A 14,029-nucleotide genomic window follows, 5' to 3' on the forward strand; every position below is an offset into this window, starting at 1 on the left:
CAGTGCCCCCAGTGGGACTCGAACCCACACTCGGGCGATTTTAAGTCGCCTGCCTCTACCGATTGGGCTATGGGGGCCAATTGGGCTACAGGGGCGAGCCGTCCCGGTGGGGGTCCGACGTCAGCGGTTGCGGTAGGGCGACTTCACCATCTGGACGATGGCGCCTAACGCGAGTGCGCCGCCGACGATGATGACGGTCCAGATGAATCCGATGAGCACGCCTTCCATGCGTCCAACAATATACGGTGTCCGGGCCGTCGTGCCCCTTGTCGGCCGCCCCGCGCCGGCGCAGGGTGGGGAGCATGATCCGGATCGGTTCCATCGTGTGGGGTGTGCGCGACCTCCCGCGCGCCGTCGCGTTCTGGTCGGCGGCGCTCGGCTATCGGCCGCTGCGGGAGCCGGACGTCGACTGGGCGATCCTGGTGCCCGTCGGCGGGGTCGGACCGCAGCTCGCGCTCAAGCTCGTCGGCAGCGAGGCGAACCCGTCGCCGCGGCACCACCTCGACCTGTACGCCGACGACCAGGAGGCCGAGGCGGCGCGGCTGCGCGCGCTCGGCGCGACCGATATCGACTGGGAGTACGAGGAGGGCGCCGACTACCTGGTGCTCGCCGATCCCGACGGCAACCGGTTCTGCGTCGTCGCGGCGGGGAGGCCGCTGCCACGCCCGATTCGTGAGCGCCGGTTCCGGATGCGGACCGCGCTGAGAGGTCCTTCAGGCCGCCCCAAGGATGCACCCACCCGGGCCGTGCACACTGTCTGCTGACACCCTTTCTGGTGAGGTGTCCTCCGACCCGGCTGGAGCCCGAGATCCCCCGACGCAAGGCTCCAGCCGGGTCCTTCATGTCCGGAGCGTGTCGGCTAGGCTCGCCGGGTGACCGACACGCGATGCCCCTGCGGGAGCGGCGAGACCTACGCGAACTGCTGCGGGCCGCTGCACGCCGGAGCCGCGGCGCCGACGGCCGAGCGGCTGATGCGTTCGCGGTTCAGCGCGTTCGCGCTCGGGGACGTCGCCTACCTGGTGCGGAGCTGGCACGCGTCCACGCGGCCGCGGACGCTCGACCTGGACGACGGCCTGCGCTGGTACCGGCTGGACGTCGAGTCCACGGAGCGGGGCGGCCCGTTCGACACGGACGGGGTCGTGGCGTTCACCGCGTACTACAAGGGCGCCGAGCGCGGCAGCCTGCACGAGGTGTCCCGGTTCGTCCGGGAGGGCGGCGACTGGTTCTACGTCGACGCTGTCTGAGCGGGAGTGACCATGCCCGCGTCAGCGCGCGGGCTCCACGAAGCGCTCCCACAGCCACACCGACAGCCCCACCCCCGCGAACGCCACGGCGGCGAGGACGACGGCGACGACGCCAGCCCCGGTCTGGGCCAGCGACGCCACGGGCAGCAGCAGCGCGAACAGCACCGTGTAGACCACGAGCGCCATCGCCAGCCAGAGCGGGCGCGACCACTGCAGGACCGCGCGCCCCGCGAGGCGGCCGAACGGCAGCAGCGCGATGGCTGTCGAGCCGACCGCGACGAGGGCGATGGCGTTCGCCAACTCGATCAGGAAGGCAGACGGGGCGCCGGATGGGGTTGGGAGGACGCCGACGGCCAGCCACGCCAGCACACCGCAGGCGGCGACCGCCGAGAGCTGGACGGCCGCGGTCCGCCCGCGTTCGACGCGGCCGAGGCTGTCGGGGAGCACCGCACCGAGCACCAGGCCGAACAGGAGGGCGGGCTCCAGCCCGAGCAGTCGTGAGCCGATCGCGGTGGCCGCGACGACCACGAGGAGGCCGGGCCGTACCACCGTACGCGCCATCGCCACCCCGAGGTGCCGGGTCATGCCGCGGGCGGAGAGGACCCAGATCGCGTTGACCCCGGCGATCGCGAGCGAGACGGCGATGAGCAGACGGACGTACGCCGAGGCGTCGTGGACGGAGGTGGACAGGGTCACCAGCGCCGCCGCCGACACGCCCACGACCGGCGCGAGCCAGACCGGCTGCGTGCCGCCCGCCGCATCGCCCGGAGCCGCGTGCGCGCCGATTCCCGATGCCGGCCGCCCACCGAGCAGCGCATCCGCCTCGCCGAGCTCCGCGGCCGCGCGGTTGCGGCCGAAGACGGAGGCCCGCGCCACCCGCGGCTCCCGCGGCCGGGCCAGCGACACGACGAGCAGCCGCGCCGGGAGCACGAGCAGCAGCAGCGCGGCGACCGCCAGCCCGACCGAGCGCAGCCAGCCGGGCACCGACGCCGGCGTGACGACCGGGGCCGAGGCGGTCGTGAACGGCGTGGAGGTCCAGCCCTTGGTGTCCGGGTGCGTCGGAGCTGCCGGCACGGCCGGCGGGGCGGTGGTCGTCGGCGGCACAGCGGGCGCCGGTGCAGGAGCCGGGACCGGCGTGCCGCGCGTCTGCGGCGGCGACGTCGCGCCGGCGACGGCTTCCACGGTGACCGCGACGGGGTTGCTGCCCGCGCTCACATTCCCCGCGGCATCGCGCTGCAGGGCGGAGGCCACGTAGTCTCCCGCCGGGAGCGTCGCGGCGCACGACCAGGCGCCGCCGGACACCGTCGCGGTGCAGGCCACGGTCGTGCCCCGGGAGTTGCTGGCGTAGACGGTGACGCCGGCGCCCTGTTCGCCGGCGCCCGCGAACGCGATCGCCCCGCCGGCCGCGACCGTCGTGCCGGGCGCAGGCGAACTGATGGTCGGCGCAGGCGGCGCGGCGGTGTCGACCACGACGCTCACTGCCGCGCTCCGCGCCGATCGCGTGGTCGAGAACGGCGCCACCTGGGTCGCGGTGACCGTGTGCCGGCCGTCGCCGAGGCCCGGGAGGACGCAACCCCAGTTGCCGGCGCTGTCGGCGGGGAAGGTGCAGGAGGCGCCGGTCTCGGCGGTCACGGTGACCGAGGCGCCCGGGTAGGCCGTGCCGCGGATGCCGCCTCCGGTGGCGGCGCCCGGGGCGGAGACGATGGTCGGCGGGGAGAGCACGTCGACGCGCCCGCTTGCGGCGAGGCCGCTGGAGCGGGAGACGGCGCGGACAGGCACGCCGGGCCCGTCGGGGAGACGCTGGAGGGCGCACTGGAAGGTTCCGTCGGCCGCGGCGGTCGCGGCGCAGGAGGTGCCGGCGCTCGTCGACGAGCCGCCGGAGACGTCGATGGTGTCGCCGGGGTCGGCGGTTCCCGAGACGGTCAGCGGGAAGCTCGTGACCAGGCCGCTCGGCAGCGGGTCGAGCGTCGGCGGCCCCGGGGTCGGTGTCGGGGTGGGCGTGTCGGCGGGCGCGGAGTTGTCGGCGGGCACGGTCGCGCCGGCGAGCGACGGACCGGAGACGTCTGCGGGTGCTGTGCGAGTCGGAACGCTGCGGGACACGGTGGTGGCGGTGGTGGCGACGGTGTCGATGGTCTGGGCCGACGCCGGCGGTGCGAGTCCCGCGATCGACCCGGCGGCGAACGCGAGCGCGGCGAGCACGGATGCGGACAGCACGACGACGACCAGCCCGGTCGCCCCCCTGGGCCGGACTGGTGGAGACGCGTCCGACATGAATACCCGCATTCCACCCCATTTGAGGGGCAGGACATGCCTCCTGTCAAACCACCCGGCCGGATTTACGGCATACTGACAAGTGGGTCAACTGTCCCACTTCGCGCGACGACGCGCGACGGCACCGTGAGGAGCTTCGATGACGCGCATCGCCCCGGCAGCACGGCGCGCCTCCCTGGTGCAGGCGGCCCTGCGGGTGATCGCGCGGGACGGCGTCGCCGCTGCCACCACCCGGCGGATCGTCGCCGAGGCCGGGATGCCGCTGGCCAGCTTCCACTACGTCTTCGCGTCCCGCGACGAGCTGATGGCCGAGCTGGTGAACACGGTGGTGGCGGGGGAGCAGAGCGACCTCGAGCCGGCGTTCGACCCGGCGACCGCCCCTCCGGAGCTGCGCGCCGCGATCCGCTCGGGCCTCCAGCACTACCTCGACGGCGTGCGGGCCGACCCCGACCGCGAGAAGGCGATGTTCGAGCTGACCCAGTGGGCGCTCCGCGAGCCCGGTTTCGCGCCGCTGGCCCGCCGCCAGTACGACCGCTATTACGAGCTCGCCGAACGGGCCGCGCACGGCGCCGCCGAGCTGACCGGCAGCGCGTGGAGCCTCCCCGTCGCCGAGGTCGCCCGGCTGCTGGTGACCCTCACCGACGGCCTCACCATAGCCTGGCTGGTGACCCGCGACGACGCCGCGGCCGAGCGCAGCATGGACTTCGCGGCGGACGCGCTCGCTGCGCTCGCCGGCCCTCCCCGTCCCGTTCCCGTCCCTTCCGCCCCCGTCCCTTCCGCCCCCGACCCGAACGCAGGTGCCCGATGACCCACACCTCGACGCCGGCCGTCTTCGCCGAACCCACCCGCCGCGTCCCCGGCCGTTGGATCGCGGCCTTCGCGGTCGCCTGGCTCGGCGTCTGGATGGCGCAGCTCGCGCCCATCCAGAAGCTGCTGCCCGACCAAGTCCAGGCCCAGCTCCACTCCACCTACTGGGTCGACAACGTCGTCGCCTTCGGCATCATCTCCGGTATCTCCGGCGTCTGCGCGATCGTCGCGTACCCGCTGACCGGTGCGCTCTCCGACCGCACCACCAGCCGGTTCGGCCGGCGCCGTCCCTGGGTCGCCGGCGGCGCCGTGCTGTTCGCGGTGTCGCTCGTGCTGCTCGGCCTGCAGACGACGATGGTCGGGATCGCCGTCTTCTGGTCGCTCGCGCTCACCGGCTTCTGCGTCCTCACGGCGGCGCTGACCGCGACGATCTCCGACCAGGTGCCGGTCGACCAGCGCGGCTACGTCTCCGGCTGGATCAGCGCTCCGCAGGCCATCGGGATCATCCTCGGCGTCTCGCTCGTCACCTACGTGTTCGTCGGCGCGCTGGTCGGCTACGCCGCGATGGCCGTGCTGCTGGTGCTCCTCGTACTGCCGTTCCTGTTCCTCCCCGACGCGGTGCTGCCCCCGCACCAGCGCGAGCCGATGACGTTCCGCGGCGTGATCGAGGGGCTCTGGATCAGCCCGCGCGAGCACCCGGACTTCGGCTGGACGCTCCTCAGCCGTGTGCTGGTGAACTTCGGCAACGCCTTCGGGACGTCGCTGCTGCTGTACTTCCTGGAGTTCGGGCTGCACGACGCGCATGCCGACGACGACCTGCTGGTGCTGATCCTCATCTACATGGTGTTCGTCATCATCGCCTCGCTCGCGCTCGGCCGGCTTTCCGACCGACTCGGGAGGCGCAAGGCGTTCGTGTTCGTGTCGTCCGCGCTGCAGGGCGTCGCCGCGCTGCTGCTGGCGTTCGTGCCGGTGCTGCCGGTGGCGATGGTCGCGGCGGGTCTGCTCGGCCTCGGCTACGGCTGCTTCCTCTCGGTGGACCAGGCGCTCGCGACCCAGGTGCTGCCCGATCCGGAGAACCGCGGCAAGGACCTCGGCATCATGAACATCGCGACGGCCGTGCCGCAGGCGATGGCGCCGCTGTTCGGCGCCGCGATCGTCGCGGCGCTCGGCGGGTTCGTGGGCCTGTTCGTGCTCTCCGGGGTGTTCGCGTTCGCGGGAGCCCTCGCGGTCGCGCGGGTGAAGGCGGTGCGCTGATGGAGCTCCTGGACCTGACAGCCAAGCCGGCCGCCGCCGAACGCACCTGGACCACGCCCGACGTGTTCTGGCCCGCGCTGAGCGCGGCGACCGCGCGCTTCGATCCGGCGTTCGGCGTGCTGCACCTGCCCGCGCTGCGGCACAACACGCACGACATGCTCCGCCGCGCCGCGGGCAAGCCGATCAGGGTGGCCTCCAAATCGGTGCGCGTGCGTGCGGTGCTGGACGCCGTCCTCGCCCTCCCCGGGTACGCCGGCGTGCTCGCCTACACGCTGCCCGAGGCGCTGTGGCTGGCGGAAGGCGACGCCGACCACGCGCCGATCGAGGACGTCGTCGTCGGCTACCCGAGCGTCGACCGCGCCGCGATCGCCCGGCTGGCGGCCTCGCCCGAGCTGGCCTCCCGGGTCACGCTCATGGTCGACTCGGTCGCGCACCTCGACCTCATCGACGCGGTCGTGCCGCCGGCGCAGCGGGAGACGATCCGGCTCTGCCTGGAACTGGACTCCTCGTGGGACGCCCCGGTGCTCGGCCACATCGGCGTCTACCGCTCGCCGCTGCACAGCGTCGACAGGGTCCGGGAAGTGGCGGAGGCGATCGTACGGCGTCCCGGCTTCGCGCTGGTCGGGATGATGGGGTACGAGGCCCAGATCGCCGGACAGGGCGACAACCCGCCCGGCCGCCCGGCGTGGGGTGCGACGCTGCGCTGGATGCAGAAGAACTCGCGCGAGGAACTGCTCGCCCGCCGCGGGGAGGCTGTGGCGGCCGTGCGCGCGCTCGCCGACCTGGAGTTCGTGAACGGCGGCGGCACCGGCTCGCTGGAGTTCACGGCCTCCGACCCCTCGGTGACCGAGATCGCGGCAGGCAGCGGCCTGTTCGGCGGCCACCTATTCGACAGCTACCGGGGCTTCCGGCCCGCGCCCGCGGCGTCTTTCGCGCTGTCGGTGGTGCGGCGGCCCGACGAGCGCACGGCGACCCTCCTCGGCGGCGGCTGGATCGCCTCCGGCCCTCCCGGACCCGACCGGCTCCCGAAGATCGAGTGGCCGACCGGGCTGTCGATGGTCGAGCGTGAGATGGCCGGCGAGGTGCAGACCCCGGTCACCGGAGCCGCCGCGGGCATCCTCCGCGTCGGCGACCGGGTCTGGCTGCGGCACACCAAGTCGGGCGAGCTCAGCGAGCACGTGAACGACTTCCACTTCGTCGACACCGTGGACGGGCGGCCGGCGGTCACCGGCTCCGTGCCGAGCTACCGCGGCGAGGGGAAGGTGTTCCTGTGACCGCCAGCGGGGAGTGTGGCGAAACTGGGGCCGCACCGAGTCCATCCGCCCGCAACGCGTCGAGCGGCCGCGCGACGCGGAGGCCGTGCAGCGGGCGGTCGCGGCGGCGGCGAAGCAGGGGATGCGCGTCAAGGCCGTCGGCGCCGGGCACAGCTTCACCGGGATCGCGGCGGCCCCAGGCGTACTGCTCGACCTGGAGGATGTCAGCGGCGTCCTCGACGTCGATCTCGAACGCGGCCGGGTGCGCCTGGCCGCGGGGACGCACCTCCACCAGCTCCCGCGGCTGCTGCGGCCCTACGGGCTGGCCCTGGAGAACATGGGCGACATCGACCGGCAGACCATCGCGGGCGCGACCTCCACGGGGACGCACGGCACGGGCGGCTCCTTCGGCGGACTGGCGACCCAGATCGTCGCGGTCACGCTCGTCACCGGTTCCGGCGAGCTCCTCACCGTCAGCGAGGAGCAGAACGCCGACCTGCTGCCCGCCGTGCGCCTCGGGCTCGGCGCGCTCGGGGTGATCGTCGACGTCACCCTCCAGTGCGTTCCGGCCTATCTGCTGAAGGCGGTCGAGCGTCCCGAGCCCCTGCAGCAGGTGCTCGACAGCTACCTGGAGCGCTCCGCCCGGGAGGACCACTTCGAGTTCTACTGGTTCCCGCACACCGAGACCGGCCTGACCAAGACGAACACCAGGCTGCCGCTCACCGAGCCGCGCGCCCCGCTGTCGGCGCCCGGCCGCTGGATGGACGACGAGCTCCTCGCCAACGGCGTCTACCGCGGGGTCTGCGCGGTCGGGACCGTGCTGCCGGGCATCATCCCGCCGTTCAGCCGGCTCGCCCAGAAGCTCACCGGCAACCGCGACTTCACCGACCACTCGGCGCGCGTCTTCGTGACCAACCGCACGGTGCGGTTCCGGGAGATGGAGTACGCGCTCCCACGGGAGGCGGTTCCGGGCGCGCTCGCCGAGGTGAAGGCGCTCATCGAGCGGAAGGGCTGGCGCATCTCCTTCCCGATCGAGGTGCGCTCGGCGGCGGCCGACGACAACTGGCTGTCGACGGCATACGGGCGCGACAGCGGCTACATCGCGGTGCACCGCTACTACCGGGAGGACCCGACCGAGTACTTCACCGCGGTCGAGGAGATCATGAACGCCCACGACGGCCGGCCGCACTGGGGCAAGCTGCACTACCGCGACGCCGGCTCGCTGCGCGCCGCGTACCCGCGCTTCGACGAGTTCCTCGCCGCACGCGACCGCCTCGACCCCGGCCGCCGCTTCGAGAACGCCTACCTCCGCCGAGTCCTCGGCCCGTAGGCAACCGCCGCGTACGCGAATCATCTGCGTACTCGGCGGTCTTCGGCTGACTTTTCGCGTACTCGGCGGTCGCTCAGGGGGTGCGGCGCTGGAGGGTGAGGGCGCCGACGACGACGGCGCCGACGGCGAACGCGCCGATGATGAGGAGCTGGCCGCCGATGTATGCGGCGTCGTGCGTGTCCGTGGAGACGGCGTTGAGCGCGTCCACCGCATGCGAGAGCGGCAGCCAGTCGCTGATCTGGCGCAGGCCGTCCGGAAGCTGATCGCGGGGGATGAAGATCCCGCCGAGCAGGATCTGCGGGAACACGATCAGCGGCATGAACTGCACGACCTGGAACTCGGTGCGCGCGAACGCGCTGGCGAACAGGCCGAGCGTGCTGCCGAGCACGGCGTCGGTGACGGCCACCGCCACCATGAGCCAGGGGTCGCCCTTGATCTCCAGACCGCACACCCAGACGGCGTAGCCGACCGCGACGAGGGACTGGATGATCGCGAGCAGCCCGAAGGCCAGGGTGTAGCCGAGGATGAAGTCTCCCCGGCCGAGCGGCATCGACAGCAGCCGTTCGAGGGTGCCGGTGCGGCGTTCCCGCAGCGTCGTGATGCTCGTCACGAGGAACATGACGATGAACGGGAACAGCGCGACGATGGCCGGGCCGATCGTGGCGAACACGGGCGTGTCCGTGAAGATCCACGCCACGAGGCCGATCAGGAGGCTCGGCACGATCACCAGCAGGCCGATCGTGCGCGGGTCGTGCCGGATCTGCGTGAGCACGCGCCCGGCGGTGGCGAGGGTGCGGGTGGGGTTCATCGGGAGGCCTCCCCGTCCTCGTCGTGGGAAACGTCGGCGGTGTCGTCCTCCGCGCCCTCGCCCAGCGCGTGCCGGGGATGGTGCCGCCGCAGCAGCGTCAGGAACGCGCCCTCCGCATCCGGCGCGCCGGTCTCGGCCAGCAGCTCCTCCGGGGTGGTGTCGGCGAGGATGGCGCCCTCCCGCATCAGCAGCAGCCGGTCGCAGCGGGTCGCCTCGTCCATGACGTGGCTGGAGATCAGGAGACTGGTGCCTCCGTCAGCCAACCGGTGGAACAGCGTCCACAGCTCCACGCGCAGCAGCGGGTCGAGGCCGACGGTCGGCTCGTCCAGCACCAGGAGGTCGGGCGAGCCGAGCAGCGCCGCGGCGAGGGAGACCCGGCTTCGCTCGCCTCCCGAGAGCGTGGAGACGAGCCGCCCGGCGTTCGCGCCGAGGTCGGTCGCCTCGATGGCGCGGTCGACGTCCGCCTTGCCTGCGCCGAGCACGCTCCGGAAGTACGTCAGGTTCTGCTTCACCGTCAGATCGTCGTAGACGCTCGCCGCCTGCGTCACGTAGCCGACGCGGTGCCGCAGGGCGAGCGACCCCGCCGGTTGGCCGAGCACCTCCACACGCCCGGCCGCGACGCGCTGGACGCCGACGATGGAGCGCATGAGTGTCGTCTTGCCGCAGCCGCTCGGCCCGAGCAGGCCGACGACCTGGCCGCGCGGGATGTGGAGGTCGAGCCCGTCGAGCACCATCGTCCGTCCCCGCTTCACCCGCAGGCCGTCGATGACGACGGCGGCGTCGTCCACGAGGTCGCGCCCGGCCGGCGGCGATGAATTCATCATGTGATGAATTATTCGCCCGGACCCCGACCGCCGTCAATATCCCCGAACAGATGCCACTGGATCACCGGCCCCACCCGCCGGGCGAGCTCGTCCGGACCGGCGCTCGCGATCGGCTCCAGCTTGAGGGCGTAGCGGGTCATCAGCACGCCGACGATCTGGGAGGCGGCCAGGTCGGCGCGCAGTTCGGCGTCGTCGCCGTGGCTGAGCGCCGCCAGTCGGGCGAACACCTCCCTGGTCAGGAACTCCCGCAGCATCCGGGTCCCCGGCCCGCTGCTCAGGACGGTGCGGAGGATGAGCACCATGCGCCCGGCCGCGCGCTCGTCCTCGAGCTGGGTCAGGAGGTAGCGCACGAGCGTCTCGCCGACCGCGTCCCGCGGGGCGCCGAGCACCACGTCCAGCACCCGGTCGGGCCGCAGCGGGGCCTCCAGGGTGGCGGCGAACAGGTCGGCCTTGTCCTCGAAGTAGTGGTGCACGAGCGCGGAGTCGACCCCCGCGCGCCGCGCGACGGCGCGCAGCGAGGCCGCCTCATAACCGCGTTCGGTGAACTCCTCGGCCGCCGCCCGCACGATCGCCGAACGGGCGGAGGCCGCCCCGCGCTCCTTGCGCGGCCGGCCCCTCCTGCGGCGTTCGGCGACCTCACTCACGTGTGCCATTGTGCACCCCGGACCGGGGGCCCTGTCCATCCGCATTGCGGTTGCTTCGAGTGTGATGGGAAGCCCGTGGGAGGCGCATCCGTGCCGGTTAGGATGCTGTTCAGCGCAGTCGATCGGCGCATTCACGCTTAGGAGTTCCCGCAATGGAATGGCTCATTCCGGTCATCATCGTCGTCGTGCTCGTCGCGATCATCGGAATCTACTTCTGGGCCACGTACAACTCGCTCGTCACGCTCAAGGTGCGGGTGGACGAGGCGTGGAGCGACATCACGGTGCAGCTGAAGCGTCGTGCCGATCTCATCCCCAATCTGATCGAGACGGTCAAGGGCTACGCCGCGCACGAGCGCGGCGTCTTCGAGTCGGTCACCAAGGCCCGCGCCGAGACGCTGACGGCGCAGACGCCGGGTGAGGCGTCCGTGGCCGAGGGGCACATGCAGACCGCGCTGAAGAGCATCTTCGCCGTGGCGGAGGCCTACCCGCAGCTCCAGGCGAGCCAGAACTTCCTGCGCCTGCAGGCCGACCTGGTCGACACCGAGGACAAGATCCAGGCCTCGCGCCGGTTCTACAACGGCGGCGTGCGCGAGTTCAACACCAAGATCAAGGTCTTCCCGAACAACCTGTTCGCGCGCCGGCTCGGCTTCAGCGAGCGCGAATTCTTCGAGGTCGACAACCTGGCGGCGATCGCCGAGCCGCCGCGCGTCCAGTTCTAGGGCGTCGATGTACAGGGCAATCGCCAGGAACAAGCGCAACACCGTCTTCATCATCCTGCTGTTCCTGATTCTGATCGGTGCGCTCGGATGGCTGTTCTCCGTCATCTACAACAGCTGGGCGATCCTGGCCTGGGTCGGGATCGGCGCGATCGTCTACACCGTGTTCCAGTACTTCATGGCCTCCAGCCAGGCGCTGAGCATGTCCGGGGCGGTGCCGATCACCAAGGCCGACAATCCGCGGCTCTGGAACGTGGTCGAGAACCTCTCGATCACGACGGGCACGCCCATGCCGGCGGTCTACATCATCAACGACCCGGCGCCCAACGCGTTCGCCACCGGGCGCGACCCGCAGCACGCGTCGGTCGCCGCGACCACAGGCCTGCTCGACATCATGAACGACGCCGAGCTGGAGGGTGTGATGGCCCATGAGCTCGGGCATGTGCGCAACTACGACATCCGGCTCTCCATGATCGTCTTCGGCCTCACCGTCGCCATCGGGCTTATCGCCGACATCTTCGTGCGGATGGCCTTCTTCGGCGGCAACAACCGGAACAACAACAATGGCGGGGGCGGCAACCCGATCGTGCTGGTGTTCGGGCTCATCGCCGCGATCATCGCACCGCTGGTGGCGACGCTCGTGCAACTCGCGGTGTCGCGCCAGCGCGAGTACCTCGCCGACGCCACCGGGGCGATGACCACACGGCACCCGGATGCGCTCGCGAGCGCGCTGCTCAAGCTGCAGGACTACGGCCGGCCGATGCGCCGCCAGAACAGCAGCATGGCGCACCTGTGGATCGCCGAGCCGCTCAAGCCCAGCCTGATGAGCCGGCTGTTCTCGACGCACCCGCCCATCCCCGAGCGCGTCGACCGCCTCGAGAAGATGGGCTCCACCTTCTAGCGACATTCGCACCGAATGCGCACTTTCGCGGCGCCATTCGCGACATTCGTCCCGAATGTTGCGTTGGAGGCTTCGCGACATTCGTGACGAATGTGGGGTTGGGCGGCGCCATTCGCGACATTCGTGACGAATGTGGTGGGTGGGGCGCTCGGGGGGCTACGCCTCGGCGGCCTCCAGTTCGGCGGTGCCGGTGTAGCGGTAACGGACGCGGGTGCCGACGGCGGGCTCGTCGAGGGGGCGCCACTCGGTGCCGGCGTTGTTCGCGCCGTCGACCACGTCGATGTCGCGGATGAGATCGGCGGGGGCACCGTCCCGGTAGCCGGTGATGACCTCCGCGTAGACCGAGGAGTCGGGGTTCAGCAGCACCGCGATGTAATGGCTGGAATCCCGCACGTCGTCGGTCGTCACCCACATCCGGTTGTCGAACTGCACGTGCGCGCGGCCGTCCGCTCCGCGTTTGACCCCGGTCACGATGCCGTCGAGCCAGCGTTCGCCGTCGCGATAGGCGAAGAGCTCGCGCATGGGCTGTTCGTAGTCGGCCTCATCGGCCCCGTCGGCGTCCAGGTACTCGAGCGGTGAACTCATGCCCCGCACATTACCCCCGCACGCGGCGTCGCCGCGAGGACGAACTCAGGAGGCCGTGGGCGCGGCCAGGGCGAGCTCTGCGGCGAGCATGGGGGCGAGGTCGCCCCGCGCCCCCTCGGCGACCTCCACGGCGCCGAGGCCCTGCCAGGCCGCTGTCTCGCCGAGCAGCGGGACCAGACGCTCGGCCACCCGGCCGCCGTCGCCGGCCTCCGTCCACGCGGACTGCACCCGCAGCACACCGGCCTGCCGGTCGCTCTTCAGGTCGATGCGGCCGACGAGCTCGTCGTCCAGCAGGATGGGCAGCGAGTAGTAGCCGTACACGCGCTGCGGGGCGGGCGTGTAGATCTCGATGCGGTAGTGGAAGCCGAACATCCGCAGCGCCCGGTCGCGGAACCAGACGACCGGGTCGAAGGGCGACAGCAGCGCGGCCGCCTCGATGCCGCGCGGCCTGCGCGCGTCACGGTGCATCCAGGCCTTCACGGGCCGGTCGCCTGCTCCGGTCCAGCCCTTCACCTCCACCGGGATGACCTCGCCCGCGTCGGCCAGCTCCTCCATCGCCACCGCCACGGCCGGGCCTTTCAGCCGGTAGTAGTCGGCGAAGTCGCGGAGCGTCCCGACGCCGTGGGCGACGGCCGAGCGGCGCATCAGTTCGCGGATGGCGTCGGCGTCGGCGACCGTACGGTCGAGCACGCTCGCAGGGAGGACGTCCTCCACCAGCCCGTAGCGGCGCTGGAAGCGCGTGCGTCCGGCGATGGCGACCTCGCCGAACAGGAACATCCGCTCCAGGGCGCGCTTGACCTCCGACCAGCCCCACCACGGCCCGGAGCGCCGGTTCGCGTCGTGCTCGATCTCGCTGGCGGCGAGCGGACCCTTGGCGGCGAGCTCGCTGCGCAGCCAGGACAGCGTGGTCTCGTGCGCGGCGAACCAGGCGTTGCCGGTGGCGTAGCGCTCCCGGTACTGGCGCATGCGCCAGCCGAACAGCGACCAGTCCTCCTTGCGCACGAACGCGGCCTCGTGCGCCCAGTACTCGGTGTGCGGTCCCCGCGCGTCGAAGGTCAGCCGGTCGAGCAGGGTGCGGTCGTACGCTCCCAGCCGCGCGAACGCGGGGAGGTAGTGGCTGCGCTCGAACACGTTGACCGAGTCGATCTGCAGCAGGTTGATCCTGTCCATCAGCCCGTTGAGCTGCCGCGTACCGACCGCCGCCGGGCGCGGGCGCCCGAAGCCCTGGGCGGCGAGCGCGATGCGGCGCGCGAGGGCGGGGAGAGCTGTTCGACCACGGGTCGACCTTAGCGGCAAGGTCCGACACCCCTCGTTCACCCGCTGGTCACGTCCCGCTGGCCCACGCGTATCCCGGCCTCCCTAGCGTGTCGACGGAGCCGGGTCGCACAGCCC

At 72.0% G+C, this 14,029-nt stretch carries 14 protein-coding genes and 1 tRNA gene; 8 read left to right on the forward strand and 7 right to left on the reverse strand.

Annotation, left to right across the window (positions count from 1 at the left end; translation table 11 throughout):
• Nucleotides 1-3: 3 nt before the first annotated feature.
• Nucleotides 4-77 (reverse strand) — tRNA-Leu (locus ACRAWC_RS19510).
• Between the two features lie 225 nt (nucleotides 78-302).
• On the opposite strand from ACRAWC_RS19510, the gene ACRAWC_RS19515 reads away from it, so the two are divergent.
• Together ACRAWC_RS19515 and ACRAWC_RS19520 are read left to right on the forward strand one after the other, a co-directional pair.
• Entirely contained in the window at nucleotides 303-764 is a 462-nt protein-coding gene (locus ACRAWC_RS19515) for a VOC family protein (RefSeq protein WP_431349212.1), read from the forward strand.
• Nucleotides 765-872: 108 nt separating this feature from the next.
• On the forward strand, nucleotides 873-1,244 hold the full coding sequence (locus ACRAWC_RS19520) for a YchJ family protein (RefSeq protein WP_431349213.1): 372 nt from the start codon (nucleotides 873-875) through the stop codon (nucleotides 1,242-1,244).
• 21 nt (nucleotides 1,245-1,265) lie between these two features.
• Here the strand turns inward: ACRAWC_RS19520 and ACRAWC_RS19525 are convergent, their stop codons facing one another.
• Nucleotides 1,266-3,527 (reverse strand): Ig-like domain-containing protein, encoded by a 2,262-nt coding sequence (locus ACRAWC_RS19525; RefSeq protein ID WP_431349214.1) that lies wholly within the window; start codon nucleotides 3,525-3,527, stop codon nucleotides 1,266-1,268.
• A gap of 127 nt (nucleotides 3,528-3,654) precedes the next feature.
• Here ACRAWC_RS19525 and ACRAWC_RS19530 point away from each other — a divergent pair, with 127 nt between their 5' ends.
• From ACRAWC_RS19530 to ACRAWC_RS19545, 4 genes are read left to right on the forward strand one after another with little or no spacing between them, the layout of a single operon-like run.
• Complete coding sequence (locus ACRAWC_RS19530) at nucleotides 3,655-4,323, forward strand: TetR/AcrR family transcriptional regulator (RefSeq protein WP_431349215.1); 669 nt, start codon at nucleotides 3,655-3,657, stop codon at nucleotides 4,321-4,323.
• On the forward strand, nucleotides 4,320-5,576 hold the full coding sequence (locus tag ACRAWC_RS19535; RefSeq protein ID WP_431349216.1) for an MFS transporter: 1,257 nt from the start codon (nucleotides 4,320-4,322) through the stop codon (nucleotides 5,574-5,576). Before ACRAWC_RS19530 ends, ACRAWC_RS19535 begins: the two co-directional genes overlap by 4 nt.
• Nucleotides 5,576-6,850 (forward strand): amino acid deaminase/aldolase, encoded by a 1,275-nt coding sequence (locus tag ACRAWC_RS19540; RefSeq protein ID WP_431349217.1) that lies wholly within the window; start codon nucleotides 5,576-5,578, stop codon nucleotides 6,848-6,850. Before ACRAWC_RS19535 ends, ACRAWC_RS19540 begins: the two co-directional genes overlap by 1 nt.
• 13 nt (nucleotides 6,851-6,863) lie before the next feature.
• Complete coding sequence (locus tag ACRAWC_RS19545) at nucleotides 6,864-8,159, forward strand: D-arabinono-1,4-lactone oxidase (RefSeq protein ID WP_431349218.1); 1,296 nt, start codon at nucleotides 6,864-6,866, stop codon at nucleotides 8,157-8,159.
• Nucleotides 8,160-8,232: 73 nt separating this feature from the next.
• Here ACRAWC_RS19545 and ACRAWC_RS19550 read toward each other — a convergent pair whose 3' ends face one another.
• Genes ACRAWC_RS19550 through ACRAWC_RS19560 form a run of 3 tightly spaced genes read right to left on the reverse strand, consistent with a single transcriptional unit; the run spans nucleotide 8,233 to nucleotide 10,435 of the window.
• A complete protein-coding gene (locus ACRAWC_RS19550; protein WP_431349219.1) occupies nucleotides 8,233-8,967 on the reverse strand; it encodes an ABC transporter permease in 735 nt (244 codons plus the stop codon).
• Nucleotides 8,964-9,791, reverse strand: coding sequence for an ABC transporter ATP-binding protein (locus tag ACRAWC_RS19555; protein ID WP_431349220.1), 828 nt, complete (start codon nucleotides 9,789-9,791; stop codon nucleotides 8,964-8,966). The genes ACRAWC_RS19550 and ACRAWC_RS19555 overlap by 4 nt, the downstream gene beginning before the upstream one ends.
• 8 nt (nucleotides 9,792-9,799) lie before the next feature.
• On the reverse strand, nucleotides 9,800-10,435 hold the full coding sequence (locus ACRAWC_RS19560) for a TetR family transcriptional regulator (protein WP_431349221.1): 636 nt from the start codon (nucleotides 10,433-10,435) through the stop codon (nucleotides 9,800-9,802).
• A 152-nt stretch (nucleotides 10,436-10,587) separates the two neighbouring features.
• Here ACRAWC_RS19560 and ACRAWC_RS19565 point away from each other — a divergent pair, with 152 nt between their 5' ends.
• Both ACRAWC_RS19565 and ACRAWC_RS19570 read left to right on the forward strand, forming a co-directional pair.
• Nucleotides 10,588-11,154 carry a LemA family protein gene (locus ACRAWC_RS19565; RefSeq protein ID WP_055915096.1) on the forward strand — a complete coding sequence of 189 codons (567 nt, stop codon included), beginning with the start codon at nucleotides 10,588-10,590 and terminating at the stop codon, nucleotides 11,152-11,154.
• A 7-nt stretch (nucleotides 11,155-11,161) separates the two neighbouring features.
• The gene (locus ACRAWC_RS19570) at nucleotides 11,162-12,052 is read left to right on the forward strand and encodes a M48 family metalloprotease (RefSeq protein ID WP_431349222.1); all 891 of its coding nucleotides are present in this window, start codon (nucleotides 11,162-11,164) and stop codon (nucleotides 12,050-12,052) included.
• Between the two features lie 156 nt (nucleotides 12,053-12,208).
• Here ACRAWC_RS19570 and ACRAWC_RS19575 read toward each other — a convergent pair whose 3' ends face one another.
• Both ACRAWC_RS19575 and ACRAWC_RS19580 read right to left on the reverse strand, forming a co-directional pair.
• The gene (locus ACRAWC_RS19575) at nucleotides 12,209-12,637 is read right to left on the reverse strand and encodes a hypothetical protein (RefSeq protein ID WP_431349223.1); all 429 of its coding nucleotides are present in this window, start codon (nucleotides 12,635-12,637) and stop codon (nucleotides 12,209-12,211) included.
• A gap of 45 nt (nucleotides 12,638-12,682) precedes the next feature.
• Nucleotides 12,683-13,933, reverse strand: a complete 1,251-nt coding sequence (locus ACRAWC_RS19580; RefSeq protein ID WP_431349224.1) for a winged helix-turn-helix domain-containing protein — start codon at nucleotides 13,931-13,933, stop codon at nucleotides 12,683-12,685.
• Nucleotides 13,934-14,029 lie beyond the last annotated feature (96 nt).

This window comes from Leifsonia sp. L25, assembly GCF_050632895.1.